The following is a 26,993-nucleotide window of genomic DNA, read 5'->3' as shown; positions in this document are numbered from 1 at the left end:
GGAACACCATGGCTGCCAGTATTTTGATCGCCGACGACGACGCTGTAGCCCGCCGGCTGGTCGAGAACATGGTGCAGAAATGCGGCTATGAGACGGTCGTCGTGGACTCCGGTGACGCCGCAATTGCCGCCCTCACTGCCCCCGACGGACCAACCATCGACGCCGTCATCCTCGATCTCGTGATGCCCGGCCTCGACGGCATGGGCGTATTGGCGAAGATCCGCGAAGCGGGGCTGAGCGTCCCCGTCATCGTGCAGACCGCCCATGGCGGCATCGACAACGTGATCTCCGCGATGCGCGCGGGCGCGGCCGATTTCGTCGTCAAGCCGGTCGGCGTCGAGCGGCTCCAGGTCTCGCTTCGCAACGCGCTCAACACGTCCGCGCTCAAGGGCGAATTGCAGCGCATCCGTCACAGCCGCGAAGGACGGCTCACCTTCTCCGACATCATCACCCGCTCCGAAGCGATGACGGGCGTGATGCGCGCCGCCCAGAAGGCGGCAAACTCCGCGATCCCCGTGCTGATTGAGGGCGAGTCCGGCGTCGGCAAGGAGATGTTCGCGCGCGCCATCCATGGCAGCGGCGAGCGCAAGGCCAAGCCGTTCGTTGCGGTCAATTGCGGCGCAATTCCCGATAACCTCGTCGAGTCCATCCTGTTCGGCCATGAGAGGGGCGCCTTCACCGGCGCCACCGAGCGGCACACGGGCAAGTTCGTCGAGGCTCATGGCGGCACGCTGTTTCTGGACGAGGTCAGCGAGCTGCCGCTGACGGCGCAGGTGAAGCTGCTGCGCGCGCTCCAGGAAGGCGCCGTGGAATCGGTCGGCGGCCGCAAACCGGTCAAGGTCGATGTCCGCATCATCTCGGCCACCAATCGCAAGCTGCTGGAGCGGGTGAAGCAGGGACATTTCCGGGAAGACCTGTTCTACCGGCTGCACGTGCTGCCACTGACGATCCCCTCGCTCCGCGCGCGGCGTGAGGACATCCCGCACCTGCTCAGGCATTTCATCACGCGCTTTGCCGCCGAGGAGAACCGCCCGATCACGGGGATCAGCGGCGAGGTGGTGGCCCATCTTGCCCAGCTCGACTGGCCCGGCAACATCCGCCAGCTCGAGAACGCGGTCTATCGCGCCGTGGTGATGAGCGATGGGGACCAGCTCGGTCTCGGCGACTTCCCCCTGCTGGCCTCGCAGGCGCATCCCGTCACGGATATTCCGACCGCTCCGCTGTTGCTCGAGCCGGCGGCGACGCCCTCCCTGGTGTCGGGTAATGAAATACCAATCGCCCCGCTCCCCGCGGTGGGAACGCTGTCCATGCTCACTGCGACCGGGGATGTTCGCCCGCTGGAGGCCATGGAGAACGAGATCATCCGTTTCGCCATCTCGCATTATCGCGGCCAGATGTCCGAAGTGGCTCGCCGACTCAAAATCGGCCGCTCGACGCTCTACCGCAAACTCGACGAGGCCGGGGTTCCCGGGCATGGCGGCAAAAGCGGCGAGGAGACGCATTGAGCCCAGTGCGAACGAAGCTTCGCGCGGCGGTGCGAGATCGCTCTAAGCCGTTCGCGTGACGACGGAATTCGTCTGCGGTTTGAACCGTGACTTGGAAGTGACAGACAGAGGGAAAAGCGCGTGGCAGAAGCGTACAATCCGTTGCCAAGAGGCTCCCTTGAAGTCAGTTTGTCGTGAGTTGTCCCGGGTAGCGCTGGCTGCAAAATCGGGGCCTGTATATCGTCTGCGTCAGAATCGTTGCGTGCAGGCGTGCAACTTTCGAGAGGCCGGCGCGGTTTAGCCGAAACATCAATAAGCGATAACGAAGCTGTTCCACGAAGGAACAGTTCACCCGAGGGGTGCGACACAATGCTTGACTGTTTGAACCACCGTGTGGGCTTTGACCGTGTCTTGATGACGGTCGCGGCGACCTTCCTCACGGTGTCGGCCAGCTCGGCCCTGGCGCAGGATCTGCCGCGCAGCAGCGCCGCCGAACTCGCGATCGAAGCCGCGATCCCGCGCCCCGAGCCCGCAAACGTCCCGCCCCCGACTGCAGCAGACATCAAGATCGACACCACCGCGACGCTTCAGGACGGCGCCAAGGAGTCTGCGAAGGCTGACGCGGCACCATCGGCCGCACCCAGACCTTCGGACGTCGCCACTACGCCTGCCACTGACGCGCCCAAGAACGACACAGCCAAAACTGAACCGCCAAAGACGGAACCGGCAAAGACCGAGCCCGCCAAGGCCGACACCGCTACGACAGCACCGACCGCTCCGGCTGCTGCGACCGCTCCGGCCGCCGAGCCGGTGAAAGCCGCAAGCAACGTTCCCGCCGCCGACCAGCCGGTCGCGGACAAGCTCAAGGACATCATCGGCGCCAAGACCTCGCGGCACTTCGACCGCAAGAACGAACGTGCAGCGATTGAGAAGTTCTACGGCGCACGCGACTACACGCCGGTCTGGACGCAAGGCGGCAACCTGACTGCCGCGGCCAAGGGTGTAATCGCGCGGCTCAAGGATGCGGCCTCCGACGGCCTCAATCCCGCCGACTATCCGGTGCCGGATTTCGCCGCCACGACCCCCGATGCGCTGGCTGATGCCGAACTCAAGCTCACCGCCAGCATGTTCGACTATGCGCGCCATGCCCAGAGCGGCCGCATGCATTGGTCGCAGGCGAGCGGCGACATTCTCTATCCCGAGCATCCGGTCGATCCCGGCGAAGTGCTCGCCAAGGTTACGACGGCGGCGGACGCCTCCGCGGCGCTCGAGAGTTACAACCCGCCGCACAAGCTCTACAAGGAGCTGAAGGCCAAGCTCGCCGAGCTGCGCGGCCAGGGCAGCGGTCCGGCGATCGAGATCGCCGACGGCCCCGCGTTGAAATACACCCCGGCCGGCAAGAAGCAGGCCGAGATCGTCGTGGAAGATCCGCGCGTGCCGCAGCTGCGCGCCAAGCTCGGCCTCGCCGAGAACGCGGGCGACACCCGCTATGACGCGGCGGTCGCCGAAGCCGTGCGCAAATTCCAGAGCGGCGCTGAGTTGAAGGCGACCGGCATCCTCGACGACAAAACGGTGAAGGCGCTCAACACCCCCAAGCGCGACAAGCAGATCGACGTGGTGCTGGTGAACATGGAACGCTGGCGCTGGCTGCCGCGCGAGCTCGGCGCGCCGTCGCTGGGTGATGCCTATGTCATCCTCAACATTCCCGATTTCACTTTGAAAGTGATGCAACGCGGCCAGCAGGTCTGGACCACACGCGTCGTCACCGGCAAGCCGGGCAAGCAAGCCACCCCGCTCCTCACCGAGACGATGAAGTACATCACGGTGAACCCGACCTGGAATGTGCCGCCATCCATCGTTTACAACGAGTACCTGCCGGCATTGCAGCAGGACCCGACCGTGCTTCAACGCATGGGCCTGAGGCTTGAGCAAAACCGCGACGGCTCGGTGCACATTTCGCAGCCGCCGGGCGAAGCCAACGCGCTCGGCCGCATCCGCTTCAACTTCCCGAACAAGTTCCTCGTCTATCAACACGACACGCCGGACAAGCACTTGTTCGCCAAGGAAGAGCGCGCCTTCAGCCATGGCTGCATGCGCGTGCAGAATCCGGATCAGTACGCCTCCGTTCTACTCAACATCGTCATGCCGAACGAGAAGTACACGCCGGAGCGCATCCGCAGCATGTACGGCAAGAGCGAGATCGACCTGAAATTCCCGACGCCGATTCCGGTCAACATCACCTATCAGACCGCGTTCGTGGATGAGGCCGGCAAGCTGCAATTCCGCAAGGACGTCTATGGTCGCGACGCGGTCATGATCAACGTCCTGAAGAACAATCGCGGCAAGGACCTCGAGGCCGTCGTGGCACATTCCCAGCCGAGCTATTCGCGTCCGGCGACGACGCTGCCCTCGGGCGTGGCCGTGGCCAACAACGGCAGCGGCTTCGGCTCGTCCGGGCCGAACTTCTTCGAGCGGCTGTTCGGGGCGCCCACCCAGGCCGTGCCGCCGGCACCGGTCGGCCGCCGTCCGCAACAGCAGCAGCGGGTGTTTACCCGCTGACGCCTGCCCGGCCCTCCGACTTCCTGAAATTCTGCAACGAAATCAGCGACCCCATCCCCGATGGGGTCGTCTGACGTTAACCATGTCCCACCGTCCACCCGGGCAGCGGGCGTTTTTTTGCCACAGTCAACCGCTTAGGATCGTATTCTGACTTGGTTTGGGGGCGAGAAGGTCAACCTCAAATTAACCTTCTCGCTTTAAGAAAGCGTTCATCCTCTTTCGCGCTGCTAACGGGGTTGGCGGGAGAGTCCATTTGAACGCTCGTCGACTGGGTGGGCTCATACGTGCTGACTTGTCTCGCACGCCAATTCGCTGTGCTGTCGTTGTCCCATGCGGGCGTGAAGGCCGGGTCCCGAATCGGCCTTGCCGCTGCATTGCTGCTTGCGGCGGCCGGTTCGGTTCATGACGCCGCCGCGCTGAACGAGACCAAGACGCTCTCGTTCCACCACACCCATTCCGGCGAAGACCTCACTGTCACCTTCAAGCGCGACGGGCGCTACGACGAAGCGGCGCTGAAGCAGCTCAACCATTTCCTGCGCGACTGGCGCAGCCAGGAGCAGACGGTGATGGACCGTCGCCTGTTCGACATCCTCTGGGAAGTCTACAAGGACGTCGACGGCAAGCAGCCGATCCAGATCATCTCCGCCTACCGCTCTCCCGCCACCAACGCCATGCTCCGCCGACGCTCCTCCGGCGTGGCGCGCTTCAGCCAGCACACGCTGGGCCATGCAATGGACTTCTACATCCCCGGCGTGCCGCTGGAGCAGATCCGCTTCGCCGGCCTGCGCCTGCAGCGCGGCGGTGTCGGTTTCTATCCGACCTCGGGCTCGCCCTTCGTGCATCTCGACACCGGCAGTGTCCGGCACTGGCCGCGCATGACGCATGACCAGCTCGCCCGTGTATTCCCGGATGGAAAGACGGTGCATCTGCCGACCGACGGCACGCCACTGAAGAACTATGAGCTCGCCAAGGCCGAGATCGAGCGACGCGGCAGCGGCGACGATGCCGGCAGCAAGCCGAATTTCTTCGCCGCCTTGTTCAGGAGCAAGCCGGCAGCTCCGGCCGCCAGCGACGAGGATGACGAGGGCGCGCCCGCCCCGGCCGCAAAGCCGGCGGCACCGACCGTCGTCGCAGCCGCCGCCAAGCCCGCCGAGCCGGTGCCGACGCCGCGCGCCAAGCCGCAGATCGCCGCCACGATCCAGCTCGCCTCGGCCGATGCGCAGATCGTTGCGCCGCCCAAGCCGAAGCCCGCGCCCGTGGCTGACAAGCCCGCGACCGGCAAGCCTGTTGACGGAAAGCCGGAGACCCCGGCCGACATCATCAATGCGCGCGGTTTTTGGGATGACGTTCCGGCCACGCCGCAGCAAGCGACGCCGGCGCAGGTCGCCGCGCTGAAGGCGCGCCAGGCGCTGGCCGCGGCCACCGATCCGCAGCCAACCGCGAGCGTGTCCAACGCGGCCCTCCAAGCCCTGGCTTTCGCGCCAGCGGCCTCCCCGGTCGACCGCGCCAATGTCGTCGCCGCCTCCGCGCCGATTCCGCGCACCGCCCGCCCCCGCAGCCTGGCTCAGGCCACGGAGATCGACACGGTGGTCGGCAAGAGCATCGACGGCAAGATCGCAACCGCGACCCGTCTCTCCGCGGCCAAGGGCGAGAGCATCTGGCTCAAGATCGTGATGCTGTCGCCGAGCGCCAGCCGCGCGATGTCGGTGACGCTGATGGGCGAGCTCGATACCGCGGCGCTGCGCGGCTATTTCGTCAAGCCGAAGGCCGTGCTCGCGATGGGCTTCTCCGACGACCCGATGCAGGGCCTGTCCTGCGACAATTTCTCGGGCAGCGCGACCGCAAAGCTCGAGACGACGTCGTTCGTCATGCGCACCGCCGCGCTGCGCTGAGTCCTCTGTACCCGCAAAACTCTCTCTGTTCGTCCTTGCCCGGGTGATCAAGCCGGCAAGCCGGCCGCGATGAGGCCGGCCTCGTGACGCTGCCGGTCGGGCTCGCGCTTGTAGTGCAGCGTCGCAAGATGAGCTGCCACCGAGAATCCCGGTTCGCGCTTCAAGACCTCGGCGGCGTGAGCGCCGGCCGCGATCGCGTTCTTCATCTGCGCGAACGTCGCCGCCAGGAACGCATGATGGGTATAGTCGGGGCGCGTGATCCTTGAAAACGCCTCGGCGGCCTCGGCGTATTTCTCCGCGCAATAATAGGCGCGGCCCAGATGGCTCCAGAAGCGCTCGGGATGATAGGGATTGAGACGCATCGCTTTCCTGATCCAGTCGATGCCTTCCTCCGGCAGGCCCAGCCAGGTCAGAAGCTCTCCCTGCTGCACGACGACAAGGTCGTAATTTGGATTGAGGGCGAGTGCACGCTCTTGGTGATAGGTGGCTTTTTCGTAGTCGTGTCGCGTCAGATTGAGCGCGGCGAGAATTCGGTGCACGTCCGCGTCGTTGTCGTCGAGCGCCAACGCAATTTCCAGCTCCGAAGCAACCTGCTCGAAGGTCGCGTCGCGGTCGGCGCACCAGCCATAGATCCAGCACTGGCCGAGCACGCATGCCTTCCAGGCATGAGCGTGGGCATAGTTCGGATCCATGGCCAGGGCGCGATTGAGCAGGGTCTGCGCCTGACCGTTGTCGTCGCGGGTTGATCGATGATGCAGGAGCTTCGCAGCCAGCACGCATTCGTAAGCGGGCATGTTGTCGGTCGGCTTGCGCTTGGTGCGGTCGTGCGTTGCGGCTTCTACCCGACCCGGCAACGTCGCCACGATCGCGCGGGTCATCTCGTCCTGGATGGCGAAGATATCCCGGAGCTCGCGGTCGTAGCGTTCCGCCCAGATATGGCGGTCGGTCTCTGCATCGATCAACTGCACAGTGACGCGGACGCGCTCCCCGGCCTTGCGAACGCTGCCCTCGATGACATAGTCGACCCCGAACTCGCGGCCGATGTCCTGGACCTTTACGGCCTTGCCCTTGTAGACGAACGTCGAGTTGCGGGAGATGACGAGCAGGTCGTGGAAGCGTGAAAGTTCGGTGATGATGTCCTCGGTGAGACCGTCGGCGAAGAACTCCTGCTCCGGATCGCCGCTCATATTGGCGAACGGCAGCACGGCGATCGACGGCTTCTTCGAAACACCCGGCGGCGTCAGAGCACGATTGGACCCGTCAGGCAGGCTTGCAGGCCCCTCCGCCAGCCGAATGCGGAAGATCCGGATCGGACGGGCGATGTTCTTGACGCTCTGTTCACCGAGATCGTCGAACTGAAGGCCGTCCAGCCGGTCGCCGACCTGATCGCGCACCGCGCCCGAGACGCAGATGCCTCCAGGTTCGGCCAGCGTCTCCAGCCGCGCCGCGACGTTGACGCCATCGCCGAAGATGTCGTTCTGATCGACGATGACATCGCCGAGATTGATGCCGATGCGGAATTGGATCCACCGCGGCGGCGGGACGTCGGCATTGCGCCGCGCCATGCGGCGCTGAACCTCGGCCGCACATAGCACGGCATCGACGACGCTGTGGAATTCCGCGAGCATGCCGTCGCCGGTCGTCTTGATGATACGGCCGCGATTCTTGGCAATGGCGGGATCGATGAGTTCGACACGATGGGTCTTGAGGCGCGCAAGGGTGCCGGCCTCGTCGACCTCCATCAGCCGGCTGAAGCCGACCATATCGGCGGCAAGAACCGCGGCAAGCCTGCGCTCTGGTCCCGGCACATCCATCGCTCGGTCCCTTCGCCGAGCAACCTAGCAGATGCCGAGATTTTGCCCAAGCTTGGTGCGCTGCAACGCCGACCGGGCGGGGCGCCTCAGAGCATCCCCAGCGCCTGCATGTAGGTCTCGAGAATGGTCTCGGCCTCGGCGCGCTCGTTGGGGTCCTGCTTGCGCAGGCGCACGATGGTGCGCAGCGCCTTGACGTCGTAGCCGTTGCCCTTGCTTTCAGCATAGACGTCGCGGATGTCGTCGGAGATCGCCTTCTTCTCTTCCTCCAGCCGCTCGATGCGCTCGATGATGGATTTGAGCTGGTCCTTGGCAAATTTCGTCGCAGGCTCGTCGTCGCGGACGGCGGCGGAGGTGGCCATCTTGGTACTCCCAATGGAACTGGCAAAACGAGGTGACGCCGGCATCCACCGCGCGTGCTGGGTAGACCCTTAGGGTCGGCGCTCCCAGCGTTCAAGCAAGCATCACGCTCGTCCACAGCGCGCCCACACCTTCCTGCGGCGGGTGCAAGAAAGCTGTTGTGTGATGCGACTCAGGCCGGCGAACTCAATGCCCGTGGGGATGGACCTTCTTCATCGCCTCGAGCTGCTCGGGCGTGGCCGTGCCTTGGTGCTTCGCCTTCCAGGTCTCGTAGGGCATGCCGTAGACGGCCTCCCGGCTCTCGTCCTTGCTCAAGGCGACGCCCTGGGCGTCCGCGGCGTCCTTGAGCCAGTTGGACAGGCAATTGCGGCAGAAGCCGGCCAGATTCATCAGATCGATGTTCTGGACGTCGGTGCGGCTCCGCAGATGCTCGACCAGGCGCCGAAAAGCGGCCGCCTCGAGCTCCGTTCTGGTTTTGTCGTCGATCGCCATGGCTGTCTTCCTCAAGGTCCGTTCCGGGGCAGGGTTACGGGATCAGGTGGGTCTTGTCACAGATTTTGCCATATCGCGGCGCAAAGGGGCCACTGCCCGGCTGCCCCGGCCCAACGCCAAATCGTCAATGATCTGGTATAGCTTCCGCGACAATGACTGCCGAATCTCCCCGCTCCCCGCTTTACCTGCTCGCCCGGTTGGTCCCGGTGCTGGTGGTCGCCCTGGCGTGCCTCTACGCCGGCCCGGCCTCCGCCGATTTCCGCCTCTGCAACAACACGTCGAGCCGGGTCGGGATCGCGCTCGGCTACAAGGACGCCGAGGGCTGGACCACCGAGGGCTGGTGGAACATCTCGTCCCGCTCCTGCGAGACGCTGCTGCGCGGCACGCTGGTCGCCCGGTACTACTACATCTACGCCATCGACTACGACCGCGGCGGCGAATGGTCGGGCCAGGCCTTCATGTGCTCCCGCGACAAGGAGTTCACCATCCGCGGCACCGAGGATTGCCTGGCGCGCGGCTATGACCGCACCGGCTATTTCGAGGTCGACACCGGCGAGCAGCGCGCCTGGACGGTGCAGCTGACCGACGCCAACGAACAGCCGGCGCAGCAGCGCGTGCCTGGCCTGCCCGGCCCGGTGGGCCCGGGCGGCGTTCCGGGTTTGCCCAATAGCCCGCCCGGTGCTACGCCCCCGGGCTCGCCCGGCCTGCCACCCCCGTCTGGAAATAAGCCATGAGGCGCCTTCGCCGTATCAAGATTCTCGCGACCCTGGGACCAGCCTCTTCAGACCTCGCGATGATCCGCCGCCTGTTCGAGGCCGGCGCCGACCTGTTCCGCATCAACATGAGCCACACCCCGCATGACAAGATGCGGGAGCTGGTGGCGACGATCCGCAACGTCGAGAGCAGCTACGGCCGGCCGATCGGCATCCTGGTCGACCTGCAGGGCCCGAAGCTGAGACTGGGCTCCTTTGCCGAAGGGGCGATCCAGCTCCAGAACGGGCAGACCTTCACGCTGGATTCCGACAAGACGCCCGGCGATGCCACGCGCGTCCAGCTCCCGCATCCGGAGATCCTGGCGGCGCTCAGGCCCGGCCATGCGCTGCTGCTCGACGACGGCAAGGTGCGGCTGATCGCGGAGGAGACCTCGAAGGAGCATGCGGTGACGCGTGTCGTGGTCGGCGGCAAGATGAGCGACCGCAAGGGCGTCAGCCTGCCCGACACCGATTTGCCGGTCTCGGCGATGACGCCCAAGGACCGCGCCGACCTCGAGGCCGCCCTCGTCACCGGCGTCGACTGGATCGCGCTGTCCTTCGTGCAGCGCGCCGACGACGTGATCGAGGCCAAGAAGATGATCCGCGGCCGGGCCGCCGTGATGGCCAAGATCGAGAAGCCGCAGGCGATCGACCGCCTCGCCGACATCATCGAGGCTTCCGATGCGCTGATGGTGGCGCGCGGCGACCTCGGCGTCGAGCTGCCGCTGGAGCGGGTGCCGAGCCTGCAGAAGCAGATGACGCGGATGGCGCGCCGCGCCGGCAAGCCGGTGGTGATCGCGACCCAGATGCTGGAATCGATGATCCAGTCGCCGGTGCCGACCCGCGCCGAGGTCTCCGACGTCGCCACCGCGGTCTATGAGGGCGCCGACGCCATCATGCTGTCGGCGGAATCGGCGGCCGGCAAATTCCCGGTCGAGGCGGTCTCCACCATGAACCGCATCGGCGAGGAGGTCGAACGCGATCCGACCTACCGTTCGGTGATCATGGCCCAGCGCCCGGCGCCGGAATCCACCGCGGGCGATGCCATCGCCGACGCCGCGCGGCAGATCGCCGAGACGCTCGACCTGCCCGCCCTGATCTGCTGGACCTCATCGGGCTCGACCGCCGTGCGCGTGGCGCGCGAGCGGCCGAAGCCGCCGATCGTGGCGATCACCCCGAACATCACCGCCGGCCGCAGGCTCGCCGTGGTCTGGGGCGTGCACTGCGTCGTGGCCGAGGACGCGCGCGACCAGGACGACATGGTGGGCCGCGCCGGGCAGATCGCATTCCGCGACGGTTTCGTCCGCGCCGGCCAGCGCGTCATCATCGTCGCCGGCGTGCCGCTCGGCATCCCCGGCACCACCAACATGGTGCGCATCGCCTCGGTCGGCCCCGAGGGCGACGCCAACATGTGAGGCCCCCCGGGGCGGCCAAACAAAAAGTCGAAAAACAACCCCATGCACAGTAGCCGGCCGCTCTGGCCGGTTTTGCCGGGATTTTACGAAAAGGCACGCTCAGGCAATGGCCTGAGCGTGGCCGCCACCGCGCACGCGGGGCGATCTTTACGCCCCGACCAAAGCCTTGGTCGTCGGCAGCAGCGTCTGCTGGACCACGAGGCCGCGGGCGCGGGCGTCCATGACGCCGACGGCGCGCAGCGCCAGCAGCGTCACGGTCTGCACCGCATCGCGCATCTTGACGGGATCATCGAGATTGTCGGGCGCGAGCGGGCCGACCAGCGCCTCATGCAGCGCGCCGAGCAAGGCGGTGGCGGCGAGCGCGGTGTCCTGCGCCGGCAGATGGCCGGCGCGCACGGCTGCGTCGATCCGGCCAGCGATCTCCCCGGCGATCTCGCGCCGGCTGGCAAGCCGGGAGGCGCTGACATCGACATCAACAGGCTCGGCCAGGATGCCCCAGGCCAGCCTGCGCTGCGACAGCGTATGCACCGCCACGGTGGTCACCGCGGCCGCCAGCGCCGAGGACGGCCCCGGCGCGGCATCGGCCGCCCTTCGGATCGCCGCGAGCTCGTCGCGGGAGACCTCGGCAATGAGCTCGGAGATCAGCTCGGCCTTAGAAGGGAAATAACGGTAGACCGTGCCCGCTGCGACATTGGCCCGGACCGCGACCGGCGCGATCTGCACCGCCGCCATCCCGCCTTCCGCCGCCGCCTCCCGCGCTGCCGCCAGAATGGCGCTGCGCCGCGCCGCAAGGCGCTTCACCACTTGATGCGTCCGCCGATAAACCATGGCGCGCTTCCTGTCCCACACGCCGGCCGCACGCCCTGCGGCCCGACGCTTCTCACGCAATAGATGCAAATCGCCCCGCAAGGACTGAACAACTATTCAGGGTGAATGACAAGATGCAAATGCGTGAAGCGCCATGGTGGGCGGACGGGAGCGCCAAGCTGCGTCAGCAGTATCCCGGTCGAGGCAGCCACGAGCGCGAGCGCATGGGTATCAACGCCAAGCACTGAACGCTTCGGGTGGGCCCGCACGAACCCATTCGACCTTCTCGACAATTCGCGACTTTTGCGTGCAACGTCAAATAATTCCCGCAAAGATTCATACAACCTTAACTGGCTATTCGTAGTCCTACGGTTGTAAATTGGAATTCGGAAATGCGTTTCACGAGCGGGCTTCCTGCGGTTCAGCGACCCGGCTCTGCTCGCGATGTTCCAGGCGCACATGGCGCCTTGATGCTGGAACGCGCGGCGATTTCCAGCGATCTGCGAGAGGTGTTGTCCATATCCGCGGCCGGGAGGCTGCGGCGATCATGGACGGCGAAGCTGCGCGGCAATGCGCTTGCCGCCATCACCGTTGTCGTCTGCTCGATGCTGGCAGGCGCGCTCTACACCCTGGCCATGGGCGAGGACGTCAACTGGGATTGGCAGAACTACCACGAATACAATGTCTGGGATCGATGTGGTCGCGCCGGGCTTGGCTCTTCTTATAACCTATTCGGAGAGAATCTTGCTCGCGGCTCTGGCTGAACTCTGAGCCTGGCGACCTGTACGAGAGCCCCGTGGGACGGCGACACATGGACTTTGAAAAGGCGGCAGCACTGGCGACGCTAGGGGTCGAGCTCATGTCCGAGCGGCAGGCGCGCATAGTGCGCAAATCCACAATCAGCAATCCCTGCTTAATGTCCGTTCATGGGCTTGAATCGATGGTCTCCGCTGGCGAGTAGGATATCAGACCAATAAAGAATGTCGCATTTTGGCCCGTCACCGACCATAGCTCAGAGCACCGTGTCGTCTGCTTCCGGTAGGTGAGCCGACCACCGTGATGCGAGCTCACGGGCAGCCTTTGACCCAACTCCGTCGAAGGATTAGGTTGATTTACGCGGCGCGATCCTTGTCGGACTGTTCCTTGACTGCGGTCGCGGTTTCTTCGAACCCCTTTTCGTAATTGCCCGCAAACCGTTCGATGCTGTCGGCCCACATCCTCAGCATTGAGACCTGAAAGTGCATAATCGGCTTCAAGGCAATCATACCGATTTCTGTCGCGGCGGTTGTGCGCTTTTGTGCGTCGCGCGCGAGACGGTCTGAGTTAGAGGTGTTGTCTGCCATGACTTGCTCCTTGTCCGGTGATTAACCCCAAAGCTAGTTGCCAGGTTGTGCACCACGTGATGCTAACCGTTCGGCCAAAGCCTGATCTGCCGCGAGTGTAGCGCGTCGGTCGTCATGCAGTTCGTCCAGCTTTTTCAAGTAAGCGACCGCTGCTGTTTGCAAGAGATCGAAATCATATTCGCCGGAATCACGAAGATTGGTGACGTAGCGAAAGAGGGCGGAACGCCTGTTATCGTCCTCACTGATGCCACTATGGAGCAGCAAGTAGTTCCGCCAAGCAAACGCACATGCGCCTTCTATGGCCTGAGAAGTCATGGGCACCCCCCGAAGTCAGAGAAAGACTGATGAGTCAATTCGTTCCGCGATTTTCCAGATGTAATGTTGTTCCGTAGGTCAACCGCAAGGTGTTTCGCGAAGGTGACAGTGCTGCAATCGACGACGTCCCTCGAGGCGGATGCGAGGACTCGACGCTCTCGGCAGAAGAAACAAGGTCCACCAAGGATCGAACCTGCATCTGAATCATCACCCCGTAGCGGTATGCACTTCATCGTGCACCCTGATGCGCGGCGATCTCCCTTTGTTAGTTCTACAGCGAACGACGACTTCAAAGACCTGTCGCTCGCCGCCAATGTACTCGCCTGCATGGGAAAGGATTGGGCGGCATATCCGACCAAAGGCGCAGCGCTGTCCTAATTTGAATTCTGTGGCCGCGTCTAAGGAGGCCTGCCATGGAGCGCGTCATTCACATGAGAATATCCGCCTAGCCCGGCGATTTCTCGAGAGGAACAGAATGAGGCAAGCGGGGCCCAATCGAAAGCTCCTAGCCGCAAGGAGAAGCCAGAGAGTGCCCGCAACGCCGCGTGGAAGCTAGTTTCGCCAGGAATTTGTCTGGCCTCCATGAAGCGGCGACCGCTCTCGACGTGAGACGGCCCACCCACGCGAGCTGCTCGTCCAGGATCATTTGAATGGCTTCCCTTGAAAAACGCTGGCGAACATCCAACTAACATCCAATCACCATCCAGATGGATGGTAAGGGGATGTTTCGCTATGGCTGCTAACGTGCACGAGCTGCGACCCAAGGCCCCCGACACCGAGAAGATCACGATCAACCTTGGCTACGTTGACCTCGGTCATGTCGATCTTATGGTGCAGGAAGGGTTCTATTCGAACCGGACCGATTTCATCCGGACAGCAATCCGCAACCAGCTCGAGCGACACAGAGAGGTCGTCAGACAGTCCACGGCCCGGAAGAACCTGGACCTCGGGCTCCGCCATTACACTCGCGAGGACCTCGAAGCGGCGCGGCGCGCCGGCGAGATGCTGCAAATCAATGTTTTGGGCTTGGCCACCATCGCCCAGGACGTCACTCCCGCGTTGGCTCGCGCCACAATCGCGTCGGTCTCGGTGCTGGGGGCGCTTCACGCCACTCCCGCGGTCAAGGCCGCTCTCGCCGACAGAACAAGGTGAATGATGCTGAATCAAGACATAGTCCGCGAAGCAACCCGCCTCACGCGTGCCGGCCAACTAGTTGAGGCCACCGCACTGCTGCAGCGCATGCTCCAGGGCGGCATTGCACCAACACCGGACTGGCGCAGCGCCACTCAGGCTCAGCTCCCGCGGTGCGATCCGCTTACCATCGACGCCACGGCCGACGTTGTCGAGGAGCGGAAAGCTCCGCAGATTGCGCCGGCCCGCTCTGGTCAGGGACTCAGACCCTCCTTACTGCGCGACGGCATGCGGGATGTTTCCGGGCTCCGCCTGCGAAGTCCGATCGCACGCGCTCCTCTGTCCCCATCGGACATCGTGCCGGAGGGCACACGGTTCATCGCCGGCCAGTTCAGTAACGTCGCGGGAAGCCGGACCTATAAGCTGTTCATCCCAAGCCGCTATCAGGGACAACGGCTTCCCCTGATCGTCATGCTTCACGGCTGCACCCAGTCGCCGGACGATTTCGCGGCCGGCACCCGGATGAACTTTCTGGCGGAAGAGCAGAATTGCTTGGTGGCCTATCCTGAGCAGCCGAGCGGAGCCAACCAGTCGAAGTGCTGGAACTGGTTTCGCACGAGCGACCAGCGCCGCGGCGGGGGCGAGCCCTCGATAATCGCCGGCATTACCCGCCAGATCATGCGCGACCATGTGATCGATCCGAAGCGCGTATACGTCGCGGGTCTGTCGGCCGGCGGGGCCGCCGCCGCCATCATGGGCGCAACGTATAGCGACCTGTATGCGGCCGTCGGTATTCATTCAGGCCTCGCGTGCGGAGCCGCGAGTGATCTTTCCTCCGCGTTCATCGCCATGCGGCAGGGAGGCGGCTCCAGGGCAATTGCGGACATTTCTGTGCCGACCATCGTTTTCCATGGCGATCGCGACACAACGGTGCATCCAAATAATGGCGATCAGATTATCGAGCAGTCCGCCAGCGCAACGAGGTCGACTAGGAAGGTGCTTCGCGGACGCGTACCCCACGGCCATTCCTATACTCGCACCATCCTGATCGACGGGGCCGGCCGGGCGATTTCCGAACACTGGAACATCGATGGCGCCGGACACGCGTGGTCAGGCGGTAGCCCCGCTGGGTCCTACACTGATCCGCAAGGGCCGGATGCGACCAGGGAAATATTGCGCTTCTTCCTCGAGCATTCGCTCAGTGGATAGTCAGGGCGCTCAGGTTGTCCTCGAGCACATCGCCGAGCTCCCGGATCAGTTTGGCGTCCGAAGCCGGCCTGTATCCGCCAGCGCGGGCGCGACGGCGAGAAACAGATCGCATAGATCTCCGGTCGGTTGGGGCCATCCTCGCGGCAACGTTCGGCGATCTGCCATCCGTCGATGCCTTCGGGCAGCTTGACGTCCGTGATGAGGGTCGGCGACCCGCCGTTGCGTACCACGCCTACGGCTCTGCGCCGTCAGCCACATGGATGACCTCGTACTCTTCCTCTCCTCCACCAAGAACCGCTGGTACTACTGCTAGTGCTAGAGCACCAACTCGCTCCAGCGATATGGCCCATCATGGTCGCCGCAATTTAAGGCGATCTGGAGAGAACAACGAGCGGAGGGCTGATTGTTCTCAGACTGACGCCGATGTTTGCTACCAAAGATCAGGGTCGACATCGTAGAATGTGCGATTGGTCTCAGTTCATGCGGCACCCAACAGCACGGAATTGGAACGCCACGTCACCAAGCCTGTTGTCATTTCAGACATGACCGTTGTGGTCGCCCCCCATTTTCCTGGAGCGTCAGATGAGCAAGCGCAAACCAGCGGCAGCGCCAAAGCGCGCCCGCAATCCGAAAATGCCCTCGCGGGCCCAACGGAACAAGCAGGCCATTGTTAGAAGCCCGAAAGAGAATTTACTTCACTCTGCTGCGGCAGACTCGGTCGAACCGCTTCCTGAGCTTCAAGATGATCCTCAACACGAGGTCACTATCATTGAGCCTCTGCCGGATTCCTTAGTAGATGACCTCAGTCAGAGAATGACGGATAGCGATGCAACGGAAGGCTCTGCTCTAGCGACGGCAAACATGCAGGCGTTTCAAACGAAGCTTCTTGAGATAGCCGGGATCAACGCGCAATTTGCTTTTGAATTGGGCCTGAGACTTGCGACGATCAGGTCACCAACTGAATTTTTCGGCGTCATGACGGAGTTTACAAGCAGACAGGTCAAAATGTTCGCGCAGCATTCGAAAGAACTGGCGGCATATTCGTTCTGGCCGATCAAGCCGCCTCGAGAGCTTACGGCTCTGCCGAGACGATAACTGCAAGCCGTCAGGATGGACGCAAACGCGGATCACGCACGCGCAGCGACCGTCCGCGGGCGCGCATTTGGACGGCCGGCCGAAGCAGTTGAGGTCGGCCGCCGGCCCCCCGCCAGGCTGCGCAGCGTGAGCGGACTGCGCGGGCGCGTGAATAGCTTCGGCTTGGGATCATCCCATTGTGGAAACACCCTCCCTGCCCTCTCCCGCAAACTGATCGGCCGAACGCGACCTTTACGTGTAGTACCGAGGAATTCCCGCATTGATTCATACAACCTTAACTGGCTATCCGTAGTCATACGGTTGTAAATTGGAATTCGGCAATGCGTTTCACGAGCGGGCTTCCTGCGGTTCAGCGACCCGACTCTGCTCGTGAAGTTGCCGGCGCACATGGCGCCTTGATGCTGGAACGCGCGGCGATTTCCAGCGATCTGCGAGAGGTGATGTCCATATCCGCGGCCGACAGGCTGCGGCGATCGTGGAGGGCGAAGCAGCGCGGCAATGCGCTTGCAGCGATCGCCATTGTCGTCTGCTCGATGCTGGCAGGCGCGCTCTACACCCTGGCCATGGGCGAAGACGTCAACTGGGATTGGCAGAACTACCACGAATACAATGTCTGGGCCGTTCTCAACGGCCGCTATGGCGTCGATGTGATTCCACCGGGCTTTCAGACCTACTTCAATCCGCTCGTCTATTTTCCCGTCTACCATTTCCGCCATGTCCTGCCGGCGCCCTACGGGCTGATGATCATCGGCGCCGTTCACGGCCTCAACCTTGCGCTGATCTGGCTGTTCGCACGTCTGGTGCTGCGCCAGGCCGCAACCATCGCGTCGGTCGCAGCAGTGGTCGTCATCGCGGCGTCAGGTCCGATGACGCTCTCGGAAGTCGGCACCAGCTTTTCCGACGTGCTGCTGGCCCTGCCCGTGATCGTCGGCTGCCTTCTGATCCTGACTGCGGATCGCCGACCCACGATCTGTTTCCTGCTCGCGGGATTGCTGATCGGCGCCGCCGTCGGGCTGAAGCTGACTAATGTCGTCTACGCGATCGGCGCTGCCGCGGCGCTGCTCGTCTCTGCGCGTCCGCTGCGGGCGATCACGCTTCTTGGAATCGGGGGGATTTTCGGCGCGGCGCTCACCGGCGGCGGATGGTGCCTGATCACGTGGCGCGACACCGGCAATCCGATCTTCCCGCTGTTCAATGCACTGTTTCAGTCGAGCGAGGTAGCCGACGTCAATCTGATGGATGCGCAGTTCATGCCGCATGGCGTGCTCGACGCACTGGCCTACCCCTTCTACTGGCTGATCGGCGACCACCGAGGCGCGGAGCATCCGTTCCGCGACGCGCGCTTCGCGGTGGTGATGGTCCTGCTCGCGCTCGGCCTGTGGGTCCGCGCGAGGCGCAAGAGCGCGATCCTCACCCGGGGTGACTTGCAGCTGGTGGTGCTGTTTGCGGCCTCTTACCTCGCATGGCTCGGCTTGTTCTCGATCCAGCGCTATGTGGTGGTTCTGGAGCTCCTGTGCGGCCCGCTGATCGTTCTGTTGCTCGCGCGCCTCGCCGGAAGCGTGGGGCCGACATGGCTGACGACGTCCCCTCGACCGCTCGCCGCGCTGACGTTGACGGTCGCAGTCGCGATCGCAGCGTGGTCGCAGCCGGCGGACTGGTGGCACCGCCCCTGGTCCGACGTCTACCGGCCGAAGATCGCCTACGAGCTCGATCAGCCCGCGACCTATTTCATCCTCGGCAAGCCGCTCGCCTATATCGCGCCGCAGCTCCCCTCCCAGTCGCGCTTCTACCTGCTCGCCGATATCGCCGTGCCAATCGTCCCCGGCGGCATCTTCGACCAGCGCATTCGCGCCGGGCTGAAGGCGCCGCTGCCCGGCGGCGTCCGCGAATTGCACATGCGCGGCGAACCGGACCGCAGCGCGCTCTTGGGTCGCTACGAGCTCACCATCGATCGCTCACGGCCCTGCGTCACCATCGAGGGCGCCCGCCCCGGCACGGTGATCGAAAGCTGCCCGCTGATCGCGCGGGGCTCACTTTGAAAACCACCGCCCTTCCTTGAACAGAGGCTTTACCCCTTTGAGCTGTACAATGAATCATGGCGAGCTTGGCACAGGCAATTCCACATCAGTCAGGATTTACGCGGCCTTCACCGTGGTCGCTGCGGCCATTCTGCTAGCGATCGTCATATTTGACTTCCAACTGGCAGCAGCCCAGTCGTTCCCATCGTTCGTACTTGACCCAGGCGGCTTTCCGGTTGGTCGAGATTTCATGAACACCTGGATGGGCGGCCGATCGGCTTTTTCCGGCGGCCCTGCTGACTGGTTTGATTCCGGCGCCTACATGGCTGCAATAACGAAGGTGACCGGCATCCCCGATCTGGCACCTCTGTATTGGTCGTATCCGCCGCATCTGCTGTTCTTCATTTGGCCCCTTGGCTTGCTTGGTTTTCTGCCGTCGTACATTTCGTCGTGCGTCGCCGGGCTCGCCCTGTATGTTTGGACGGCAACATCGTGCGGTGTCGAACGAAAATACTGGGTGTTTCTGGCCGTCGCACCTGCCGTCACGGTTAACGTCTTCCTCGGCCAGAATGGTTTCTTGACCGCCGCGCTCTTGATCGGCGGTCTTGCAAACCTCGAGCGACGGCCGATACTCGCTGGAATTTTGTTTGGTATCCTGACCATCAAGCCGCAACTCGGACTCCTGCTTCCGATCGTGCTGGTGCTGGGTGGGCACTGGCGAGTCATTGGTTCAGCCGTCGTCACGACGGTGTTTCTTGTCGCCGCGACTGCAGCATGGTTTGGGCCAGAAATCTGGACAGCGTATTTGCATAAGGTTTTGCCGCAACAGAACGAACTGCTCGATGTGGCAGGTATCATGGGCTGGCCGATCGTCGCCTCGGCCTTGATTAACGCACGCCTTGCGGGTCTTCCGGCTGATCTAGCCTGGGTGGTGCAAGGAGCGGCGTCGGTATGCGCCGTCGGTGCGGTGGTTTGGACGTTCTGGCGCAAGCGCGATCCGGTCCTCTCACTAGCGCTCTTCGTTACCGCCACCTTCTTGTTTTCACCCTGGATCATGAACTACGACATGGTCGTATTCGGATGGATTGTCGCGCTCCTGCGTCAGCGCGGAAACGAAGCGTTCGCCGATCAAATTCTTTCACTTGCGTTGTGGATGTTGCCTATTCTGATGTTTCCATTCGGCTTCGCGCAAATACCGATCGCTTTACTGATCCTCCCCTTGTTCGCCGCTCGTCTCCTGTGGCGGTTGTCCAATGACAAATCAAAGCAGGCCTCGTCAGTGACGTTGCCGGCTCTAGCTTGAGGGGCGACATTTCCTGTTGCGTGACACCATCGAGTTCGATGAAGACATCGAGTGCCCGTTCGATCGCGGCCGAGACGTCAACGGTTCGCACGGGAACCTCCCGCAGGCGAAGAAGGGCAGCCTTGGCTGCTTCTATGGTGATCGCGCGGGCCGCGCGCGGAACGCAGACTTGAGAGCCCAGCCAAGGCGAACGAACTTTGCTCCTGGATGATGTTTTCGAAGCTTTGGCAGGCTCGATCTCTTCAATGGGCGCCAAGGGGCATCTTCAGCTGGCGCCTTCTCTCTTCTCCGAGCAAATCTCTTCTCCGGGCAAACTTGCCATGTGGCCTATTGGCCCGTTGCAGACCTCGGGCACGCTCGACTAGGCTTGTCACCGGACCGCCGCCCGCCGTTGCCAGCACGATCACCCCCGCGGCCAATTCGAGTTTTGTCGAGACAGGCCCCAAGCATGAAAATACAGGTTGGCTTCGAAATGACCTACGACTTCCAGCAAGTCACACCATTGATTGCTGTCGTCGGCATGCACTTCACCCGCGCGTCCGACATCATTGTGCCGGATTACCTCATCACCGAGCCTTCCGTGCCGATCTCGCCATACCGCGACGGCTTTGGAAACTGGTGCAGTCGGTTCGTTGCGCCTGCTGGCCGCATGCGCCTTTCCGCCAACGGTGCAGTGCGCGATAACGGTTTGCCTGATGTGATCGCACCTTCCGCGACACAATACGCGGTCGAGGATCTTCCACCTGATACCATCGTTTATCTGCTTGGCAGCCGCTACTGCGAAACCGATCGGCTTTCCGACATCGCATGGAAGCTGTTCGAGAAAGCGGCGCCGGGTTGGCCACGGGTCCAGGCGATCTGCGATTTCGTGCACAATCACATCGCGTTCGGCTACGAGCACGCGCGGGCCACCATGACGGCTTGGGACGTATTCAACGAGGGCAAGGGCGTCTGCCGCGACTATGCGCATCTTGCCATTGCATTCTGCCGTTGCATGAACATTCCAGCGCGCTATTGCACCGGCTATCTCGGCGACATCGGGATCCCGCCGCCCCATGCCCCCGGGGACTTTGCAGGCTGGTTCGAAGCCTATCTTGGCGGCCGCTGGTACACGTTCGATGCCCGCAACAACACTCCGCGAATCGGGCGCGTCCTGATCGCGCAAGGCCGCGATGCGGCGGATGTTCCGATCGTCCATACTTTCGGACCCAATACGCTCGTCAGCTTCAAGGTGTGGACTGACGAGCTTGTGTAAAGCGCTCGCCTTGGGCGATTGGGTACCAGCCGGCTGAGATTGATCTCGCTAATTGCTTAGAAGACTGCTACAGAGTTCGCATCACCGCGCGCTACGTGGCTGTTATCGGTGACTGAGAGCTTTGCGCTCCCGCCCTCAACCCAAGAGAAGGCGGTCAGATGGCAAATTCCGACAAATTCGACATTCGTGAGTGGCTCGTACCACCTTTGTTGGTACCGGTCTTCCTCGTACTGCTGATTGCGGTCACGGCCATTCTATAGCGGTAAGTCCGTTCAATCACCATGCGTCAGAACTGCAAACCGGGGCGTTGCGCCAGTTCAAGCCAAACGGGAGCCCAAAAATGGCAAACACGGCAATCATCAGGGATGCCTACGGGGTTCCGGCGATCTTCGTTGGTTCGAAGACTGGCCGGGACGATGCTCCCTTTGTTTTCGTGAGGGTCGGAGGTGAGGAGCGCCGGATGCGTTGGTCCGAATGGGATGCTCTTCCGGCCTGGACCGGCGAGAGTCCCACCTGGGCGAGTAAAACCAATTAGCTAGGAGTGCTCAGCATGAAGATGGTTCGAACCGGCATATTGACCGCGGCGCTTTTGCTGACATCCGCACTGGGCACATTCACGCCAGCAGCTGTTGCTGCGGAGCCGAATTGCCGTGCGATTGAAAGCACCAGCGCCCGCCTTTCCTGTTACGATGCGGCATTTCCTCCAAAAGCCAGGAAGCCCGCCGAAGCCGGCGTCGATCCATCGTCAGGCTACAAGGATCCATTCCTTGCGGAAGAAGCCCGAACCGCCGCGAAGCTCAAGAATATTTGCCGCGGTTGCTGAGCTTCGCTTCCGACATACGCGCCCATTACGAGACCCTGTAAGATGACGAACGATGCTAATGATCGCCGAGTGGGCCGCCAACGAAAGCGCGCTCTTCATCTGGCGGGCACGGTTTTGGATGGCAAGGCAGACCGCTCTGCGAGTTCCAAGGACCAATCGGCCAGAAAGCAGCGCCTGCTTGAGGGGCCAGCGGAATTCAAAGCGGTCCGCGTCGATCGTTCGAAGAAGACTTCAAACGATGCTGAGTGATCGAGGTTTGTCACCGCGCATGGTTGCTTCGGCCCGGAGTCATGATGACGCATGGAACATCTTGGGATTAGATACACGGTGGTCCAGACGATCAACCCGCCCGGCTGGAAATGGTCGTTTGAGCGAGACGGTCGGTCACCCCGAACGGGAATTGCCTTCAATCGAGCGGAGGCCGTCAGCGCAGCTGAACGAGCGATCAGCCGATCGCTCAGAGATCAGCAACGCCAATAGAAGCGCTCGGTTTGCAGCTGTCTCTGTCCTCGGCACGTTGCCTCTCGACCCCGGCGTCAGCTTCCAGCAATTCGCAATAGTTCCTGCCAGGAACCGAACAAAGCGCTCGCTATTCGGCAGATAAAGGCGCACTGTCTCACTACCATCGAGCGGCCCTTAGCATCTATCGGTGGTGTGAACGCAAAGTTGCGCTCCCGCTCAACCCCAAGCGGAGCGTCAAACATGCCGCCTCAACGGTCCCCAGGACAATTCTCGACACTTGAATACCGCCTCGCGCAAGAGGCGATCAACCTGCGCCTACAGGCCGAGGGGATGCCCGTTGGTCTCCGCCGCACGGAGCTTCTGCGAAAAGCCCGGCAGATCGATGTTGCGGGGGAGATTAACAATTGGCTGTCCTCACCGGGACTACAGGCGCCCTCGTGAATTTAAGTCTCGCTCTTGTGCGGCGTGATGAACTTCAGCATGCCACGTGGAGACCAACGTCTATCGGGATTTTACTCTCACCCTCCCGGGGCTGGTAAGCCGCCGCCTGCGCTTCATTTAAGCGGGCGGCGTTTTTGCTCGAGTTGGTATGCCATTGACGGGACGTCCTGCTGCTGATCGTGATTTCCATGTGGCTTTCTGGGAACGCCGCTGGGCGAACGGCTTTAAGCTTAATCACCTTTTCGGATCCGTGGGCTACTATCGGTGACTGAGAGCTGGTTGCTCCCGCCTCCAAGCCGCGGGATGAACATGTGCAACAAATGCGTCAAGATAGACAACGAGATTGAACAGTTCCGCAGGTTGATGGCACCGGGAATGGACGCGCTTAGTCTGGCGATGATCCGATGCACCATCGAATTGCTGGAAGATGATAAGGCGGCCTTCAAGTGCCGCGGGAGCGCGCGCAACTAAATGCACGAAGCCGGCTTCCTGATGGTGATCCGAACGAGGCAATGCAAGCTGGCCAGGGCCGCCTTTGAGCCGCTGCGGACCTGAAGGACCGACCTCATTGCCGCGTCATCAGCGCGACAGCGAACCCAAGCAGAGTCAGCAGAATGGAGAGGGGATACAGCCGAGCGAGCTTCGTCCTGAGCGGAATGGGAGTGCCACGGTTGTCGAGGTCGAACTCGAATGGCACCTCGGAGAAACGTAGCCCGAAGTCCAGCTCGTATTTCTCACAAAGATAGGCCAAAAGGTCGTTCGTGAGGAAACAGAACTCGAAGAAGATGATGGTCGGCAAAACATAGAGCCCCGTCTCAGAGCTCAGTATTTGCGACGTCCTGCTCCATTGCATCCCAAGGACGCCAGCCAAGACGATGACCAGGAGCACTGTGGCGAGGATTGCAGCGCAGGCAGCCACGAGGGCAATTTTGAGCAGCGTTCTCACGCGCGGACATCCCTCGTGCGAAGGCGCAACATCTGTCGGTTGTGCAGCAACGAGCGCTAAGCTTCGGTAAATTGCCAGCCGCGTTCCATCTCCGGCGCTCGGCCGACAATCTCCGGCTCTCAGCCGGCGCCCATCGCGGCCAACACCGTCTGCCGCCTCGACGTCGCCTGTGAGGGGTAGACCGGGCGCAACGGAGTCCAGGCCCAACCGTCGAGAATAACCCAACCCAGTCCCGAGCCGGGCCGGAATTCCGCAGCGCAGCGCTCTCCCACGTTGCCGAGGTGTGCTATTGTTTTGGTCAGCGCGCGGAGGCAATGCTGTGAGGCGACGCGAGCTCATTACTCTGCTAGGCGCCGCGGCGGTGTGGCCGCTGGCGGCGCACGCGCAGCAAGCGGCCAGACCGCCGCTGCTGGCGATGTTCCATCCGGCAATCCCGCCGGCGCTCCTGACTGAAACGGGCGGAGGCAGCCCATGGCGCGCCTTTTTCGGCGAGTTGCGCCATTTGGGTTATTTGGAAGGACAAAATCTGATCATCGAGCGCTACTGGGCCGAGGGGCGTCATGATCGTTATGCCGAAGTGATCCGTGAAATCGTGAGCCGCAAGCCGGATGTCATCGTCACCGGAACGAATCCCGTCGTAACCATGTTCAAGGCGGCAACCGATACGATACCGATCGTTGCTTTCATGCTGGATCCGCTGCAGGCGGGACTGGTGACCAACCTTCAGCAGCCCGGCGGCAACCTCACCGGCATCACGCTTGATGCCGGCATCGAGATCTGGGGCAAGCGGCTGGAGTTCTTGAAAGAAGCGATTCCTTCGATGCAGAAGGCCGTATTCCTCGGGATGCGCGGCGGTTGGGATGGGTCTGTGGGCCAGGTCTTGCAGAATGCCGCCACCCGCCTGGGAATCTCACTGACCTTTGTCTTCCCACAGGAAGGGAAACCCTCGGAGATTGAGCGCGTCTTCGATGCTATAGCCGAGCAACGGCCGGACGCCGTGCTTGTGAGCGGAGAGGGCGATCTTTACGCCAATCGCCAATTCATCGCCGAGCTCGCCGTGAAAAAACGCCTGCCGACGATATGTCCGTACCGCGACTACGTCGAAGCCGGCGTGCTGATGGGTTATGCTCTCAATCTCTCGGAGCTGTTCAGGCGGTTGGCCGACGACGTGCACAAGGTCCTGAAAGGTGCCAAACCGGGTGACATTCCGATTTATCAGGCGACCAGATTTGAATTCCTGATCAATCTGAAAACGGCAAAGGCATTCGGCCTGACCCTGCCCCCGGCGTTGCTTGCCCGCGCCGACGAGGTGATCGAATAATTCCGCCATGTCCATTCATCGACCATCGCGGCCGTTGAGAAATGTCAACTTGTCCGGCGCCATCGAGAGTGCAGCAAACACCGGCGCGCTGACGGCGAGCGTCAACGAGTACACGCCCCAGCGTCTCACCCGGAGCCCGATCAGAGCATGATCGCGCTTCTCAGCTCGTTCGCGTGAGAGCGAGCTGCGCCGATGCGGCCTCGGCACTCCGCCAGGCTGCGCAGCGTCCGAGGATCATCCCGAACACGATCAGGATTGCCGGGAAGCCGACCGGTTGCCCGAGAAACAGGAAGCTCGCAAGCAGCGCGAAGACGAGCGCCAGCGCCATCACTTCGTGGCGCGCGAAACCTTCATCGAGCCCGGCGCGGATGAGGAAGGCCACCGCGACGCCCAGCACAACCAGATCGTACATAAAAAGATAGGGCGTCGTGAGCAGCGTCGCCGTCGCGAGCATCGCTGCCTTGAGGGCGTAGGGCAGCCGGCTCCGCCACACCACGACCAGCGCGACGGCCACAGAAGCGGTCAACACCCATTGGAATATCCATGCGAGCTGCTCGGTGCCGCCGACATAGCGCACCAGCGCGAAGATGCTCTGCATCTTGAACCAGGGCGCCCGGCCCTCGGTCAGGAAGGCCTGGGAGAACATCGGGATCCAGTGGAAGAACGCCTGCCAGCTCTCGGTGCCGAAGGCGAGCCAGGATAGTGCAGCGATCGCAACGGTGACGATTGCGGCGGTGAACAGCACGGTCCATTCGGCGGCGGCGAGCAGAACCAGCGGAAACAACAATCCGTATTGCGGCTTGTAGCTCAGCAGCCCGACGCAGATTCCAGCCAGCACCGGCCGCGTCGGCAGCAGATACAACATGCCGCCGATCAGCGAGGCCGTGAGGAAACCGTTCTGCCCGACCAGGATGTTGAGGAAGGCGGCCGGAAATCCAACCGCAATCACAAGGCCCGCATTGCGCCCGATGATCGCGCGCATCACGGCGAGATAGGGCACCATGCTGAACGCGGCCCAGCCGATGAAAGCCACCGTATAGGGAAACTGCGCGAGGAAGGACGCGACGAACAGGAAGGGCGGCGGATAGTGCCAGGCGAAATGGCCGACGAAATCCTGCTTGAGCAGCGCAAGCTCGACCTGCTTCTGAATGTCCCAATCCCAGGCCTGCGCGGGATGCCCCTCGAGCGCCAGTCTTCCGGCCGCCCAGACGTTGACGAAATCGGTGGGAATGCCGCGCCCGTCGGCGTCAAAGATCCAGAGATGGGCGAGATAGGCCGTCGGAAAATACGCCAGCGTGACGATCGCCAGCACGAAGGAGATGTTGACGAGGATCGCGGGGACCGCACCGTGACGGCCGACGGCAGACGGGACGGAGGAGGCTTCGGCCATGCGGCTTCCTTGCGCGATGATGTGAGGCGGATGCGCCCAAGCCATACACCCGAGTGACTTGAAGGAGGCTTAAGCCTGATCGTCGAACGCCCCGCGCCGAATTCCCGGGCAACGCAAAAGAGCCCCGTCGATGACGGGGCCCTTCGCTATTCCGCTGGTCGTCCGGCCTTACTTGAGGCTGGTCGAGATCGAGCTGAACTTCGTGTTCAGCGTGGTGCCGAGGTTGTTGACGACGGTGATGATCGCCAGCGCGATGCCGGCAGCGATCAGGCCGTATTCAATGGCGGTGGCGCCGGATTCATCCTTCATGAAACGCGCAACGAGGTTCTTCATAGAGTGCTCCAAATGAGTACACGAGGCTACAACTGA

24 protein-coding genes are annotated in these 26,993 nt (G+C 62.7%); 15 read left to right on the top strand and 9 right to left on the bottom strand.

Features of this window, described 5'->3' with window-relative positions; genetic code table 11:
* Positions 1–8: 8 nt before the first annotated feature.
* The 3 genes from ABIA40_RS36500 to ABIA40_RS36490 all read left to right on the top strand — a co-directional run bounded on the left by ABIA40_RS36500 (position 9) and on the right by ABIA40_RS36490 (position 5,935).
* Positions 9–1,505 carry a sigma-54 dependent transcriptional regulator gene (locus ABIA40_RS36500; RefSeq protein WP_271542981.1) on the top strand — a complete coding sequence of 499 codons (1,497 nt, stop codon included), beginning with the start codon at positions 9–11 and terminating at the stop codon, positions 1,503–1,505.
* Between the two features lie 348 nt (positions 1,506–1,853).
* Positions 1,854–4,043, top strand: a complete 2,190-nt coding sequence (locus ABIA40_RS36495) for a murein L,D-transpeptidase (protein WP_404546037.1) — start codon at positions 1,854–1,856, stop codon at positions 4,041–4,043.
* A 284-nt stretch (positions 4,044–4,327) separates the two neighbouring features.
* The gene (locus ABIA40_RS36490) at positions 4,328–5,935 is read left to right on the top strand and encodes a DUF882 domain-containing protein (RefSeq protein WP_404546035.1); all 1,608 of its coding nucleotides are present in this window, start codon (positions 4,328–4,330) and stop codon (positions 5,933–5,935) included.
* 47 nt (positions 5,936–5,982) lie between these two features.
* On the opposite strand, the gene ABIA40_RS36485 is transcribed toward ABIA40_RS36490, so the two are convergent.
* The 3 genes from ABIA40_RS36485 to ABIA40_RS36475 form a co-directional block, all read right to left on the bottom strand.
* Positions 5,983–7,749, bottom strand: a complete 1,767-nt coding sequence (locus ABIA40_RS36485; protein WP_404546033.1) for an adenylate/guanylate cyclase domain-containing protein — start codon at positions 7,747–7,749, stop codon at positions 5,983–5,985.
* A gap of 86 nt (positions 7,750–7,835) precedes the next feature.
* The gene (locus ABIA40_RS36480) at positions 7,836–8,108 is read right to left on the bottom strand and encodes a DUF2312 domain-containing protein (RefSeq protein ID WP_018641571.1); all 273 of its coding nucleotides are present in this window, start codon (positions 8,106–8,108) and stop codon (positions 7,836–7,838) included.
* Positions 8,109–8,292: 184 nt separating this feature from the next.
* Positions 8,293–8,598 carry a DUF1244 domain-containing protein gene (locus ABIA40_RS36475; protein ID WP_035998652.1) on the bottom strand — a complete coding sequence of 102 codons (306 nt, stop codon included), beginning with the start codon at positions 8,596–8,598 and terminating at the stop codon, positions 8,293–8,295.
* A 152-nt stretch (positions 8,599–8,750) separates the two neighbouring features.
* Between ABIA40_RS36475 and ABIA40_RS36470 the strand changes: the two genes are divergently transcribed.
* Entirely contained in the window at positions 8,751–9,332 is a 582-nt protein-coding gene (locus ABIA40_RS36470; RefSeq protein WP_035998649.1) for a DUF1036 domain-containing protein, read from the top strand.
* Positions 9,329–10,765: a pyruvate kinase gene (pyk, locus tag ABIA40_RS36465; RefSeq protein WP_404546030.1), complete on the top strand. Its 1,437-nt coding sequence runs from the start codon at positions 9,329–9,331 to the stop codon at positions 10,763–10,765. Before ABIA40_RS36470 ends, pyk begins: the two co-directional genes overlap by 4 nt.
* Before the next feature lie 147 nt (positions 10,766–10,912).
* Here the strand turns inward: pyk and ABIA40_RS36460 are convergent, their stop codons facing one another.
* On the bottom strand, positions 10,913–11,593 hold the full coding sequence (locus ABIA40_RS36460; protein WP_025034128.1) for a TetR/AcrR family transcriptional regulator: 681 nt from the start codon (positions 11,591–11,593) through the stop codon (positions 10,913–10,915).
* Positions 11,594–11,964: 371 nt separating this feature from the next.
* Here ABIA40_RS36460 and ABIA40_RS36455 point away from each other — a divergent pair, with 371 nt between their 5' ends.
* Positions 11,965–12,336 carry a hypothetical protein gene (locus ABIA40_RS36455; RefSeq protein ID WP_404546028.1) on the top strand — a complete coding sequence of 124 codons (372 nt, stop codon included), beginning with the start codon at positions 11,965–11,967 and terminating at the stop codon, positions 12,334–12,336.
* Between the two features lie 348 nt (positions 12,337–12,684).
* Here ABIA40_RS36455 and ABIA40_RS36450 read toward each other — a convergent pair whose 3' ends face one another.
* Together ABIA40_RS36450 and ABIA40_RS36445 are read right to left on the bottom strand one after the other, a co-directional pair.
* Positions 12,685–12,915, bottom strand: a complete 231-nt coding sequence (locus tag ABIA40_RS36450) for a hypothetical protein (RefSeq protein WP_271542969.1) — start codon at positions 12,913–12,915, stop codon at positions 12,685–12,687.
* A gap of 33 nt (positions 12,916–12,948) precedes the next feature.
* The gene (locus ABIA40_RS36445; RefSeq protein ID WP_271542967.1) at positions 12,949–13,230 is read right to left on the bottom strand and encodes a hypothetical protein; all 282 of its coding nucleotides are present in this window, start codon (positions 13,228–13,230) and stop codon (positions 12,949–12,951) included.
* A 732-nt stretch (positions 13,231–13,962) separates the two neighbouring features.
* Here ABIA40_RS36445 and ABIA40_RS36440 point away from each other — a divergent pair.
* The 8 genes from ABIA40_RS36440 (at position 13,963) to ABIA40_RS36405 (ending at position 22,313) form a co-directional block, all read left to right on the top strand.
* Positions 13,963–14,382 (top strand): CopG family transcriptional regulator, encoded by a 420-nt coding sequence (locus tag ABIA40_RS36440; protein ID WP_271542966.1) that lies wholly within the window; start codon positions 13,963–13,965, stop codon positions 14,380–14,382.
* Positions 14,383–14,385: 3 nt separating this feature from the next.
* Positions 14,386–15,570 (top strand): PHB depolymerase family esterase, encoded by a 1,185-nt coding sequence (locus tag ABIA40_RS36435; protein ID WP_275511019.1) that lies wholly within the window; start codon positions 14,386–14,388, stop codon positions 15,568–15,570.
* A 582-nt stretch (positions 15,571–16,152) separates the two neighbouring features.
* Entirely contained in the window at positions 16,153–16,665 is a 513-nt protein-coding gene (locus ABIA40_RS36430; protein WP_271542964.1) for a Phasin protein, read from the top strand.
* Positions 16,666–17,105: 440 nt separating this feature from the next.
* Positions 17,106–18,704, top strand: coding sequence for a glycosyltransferase 87 family protein (locus tag ABIA40_RS36425; RefSeq protein WP_404546025.1), 1,599 nt, complete (start codon positions 17,106–17,108; stop codon positions 18,702–18,704).
* Between the two features lie 49 nt (positions 18,705–18,753).
* Positions 18,754–19,986 (top strand): glycosyltransferase family 87 protein, encoded by a 1,233-nt coding sequence (locus ABIA40_RS36420; protein ID WP_404546023.1) that lies wholly within the window; start codon positions 18,754–18,756, stop codon positions 19,984–19,986.
* A gap of 448 nt (positions 19,987–20,434) precedes the next feature.
* Positions 20,435–21,241, top strand: coding sequence for a transglutaminase family protein (locus ABIA40_RS36415; RefSeq protein WP_271542959.1), 807 nt, complete (start codon positions 20,435–20,437; stop codon positions 21,239–21,241).
* A gap of 550 nt (positions 21,242–21,791) precedes the next feature.
* A complete protein-coding gene (locus ABIA40_RS36410) occupies positions 21,792–22,064 on the top strand; it encodes a hypothetical protein (protein ID WP_271542957.1) in 273 nt (90 codons plus the stop codon).
* Positions 22,065–22,106: 42 nt separating this feature from the next.
* Positions 22,107–22,313: a hypothetical protein gene (locus ABIA40_RS36405; protein WP_271542955.1), complete on the top strand. Its 207-nt coding sequence runs from the start codon at positions 22,107–22,109 to the stop codon at positions 22,311–22,313.
* A gap of 1,219 nt (positions 22,314–23,532) precedes the next feature.
* Here ABIA40_RS36405 and ABIA40_RS36400 read toward each other — a convergent pair.
* Positions 23,533–23,913: a hypothetical protein gene (locus ABIA40_RS36400; protein WP_271542951.1), complete on the bottom strand. Its 381-nt coding sequence runs from the start codon at positions 23,911–23,913 to the stop codon at positions 23,533–23,535.
* 319 nt (positions 23,914–24,232) lie between these two features.
* On the opposite strand from ABIA40_RS36400, the gene ABIA40_RS36395 reads away from it, so the two are divergent.
* Positions 24,233–25,234, top strand: a complete 1,002-nt coding sequence (locus ABIA40_RS36395) for an ABC transporter substrate-binding protein (protein WP_404546020.1) — start codon at positions 24,233–24,235, stop codon at positions 25,232–25,234.
* Between the two features lie 160 nt (positions 25,235–25,394).
* Here the strand turns inward: ABIA40_RS36395 and ABIA40_RS36390 are convergent, their stop codons facing one another.
* Entirely contained in the window at positions 25,395–26,624 is a 1,230-nt protein-coding gene (locus ABIA40_RS36390; RefSeq protein WP_404546018.1) for a glycosyltransferase family 87 protein, read from the bottom strand.
* Positions 26,625–26,792: 168 nt separating this feature from the next.
* Positions 26,793–26,957, bottom strand: a complete 165-nt coding sequence (locus ABIA40_RS36385) for a Flp family type IVb pilin (RefSeq protein WP_035998610.1) — start codon at positions 26,955–26,957, stop codon at positions 26,793–26,795.
* Between the last annotated feature and the right edge of the window lie 36 nt (positions 26,958–26,993).

The sequence above is a fragment of the Bradyrhizobium sp. USDA 223 genome (genome assembly GCF_044909005.1).
Classification (GTDB): Bacteria; Pseudomonadota; Alphaproteobacteria; order Rhizobiales; family Xanthobacteraceae; genus Bradyrhizobium; species Bradyrhizobium yuanmingense.
The sequence above is the reverse complement of the archived record's forward strand: the minus strand, read 5'-3'. Positions and strand labels throughout refer to the sequence as shown.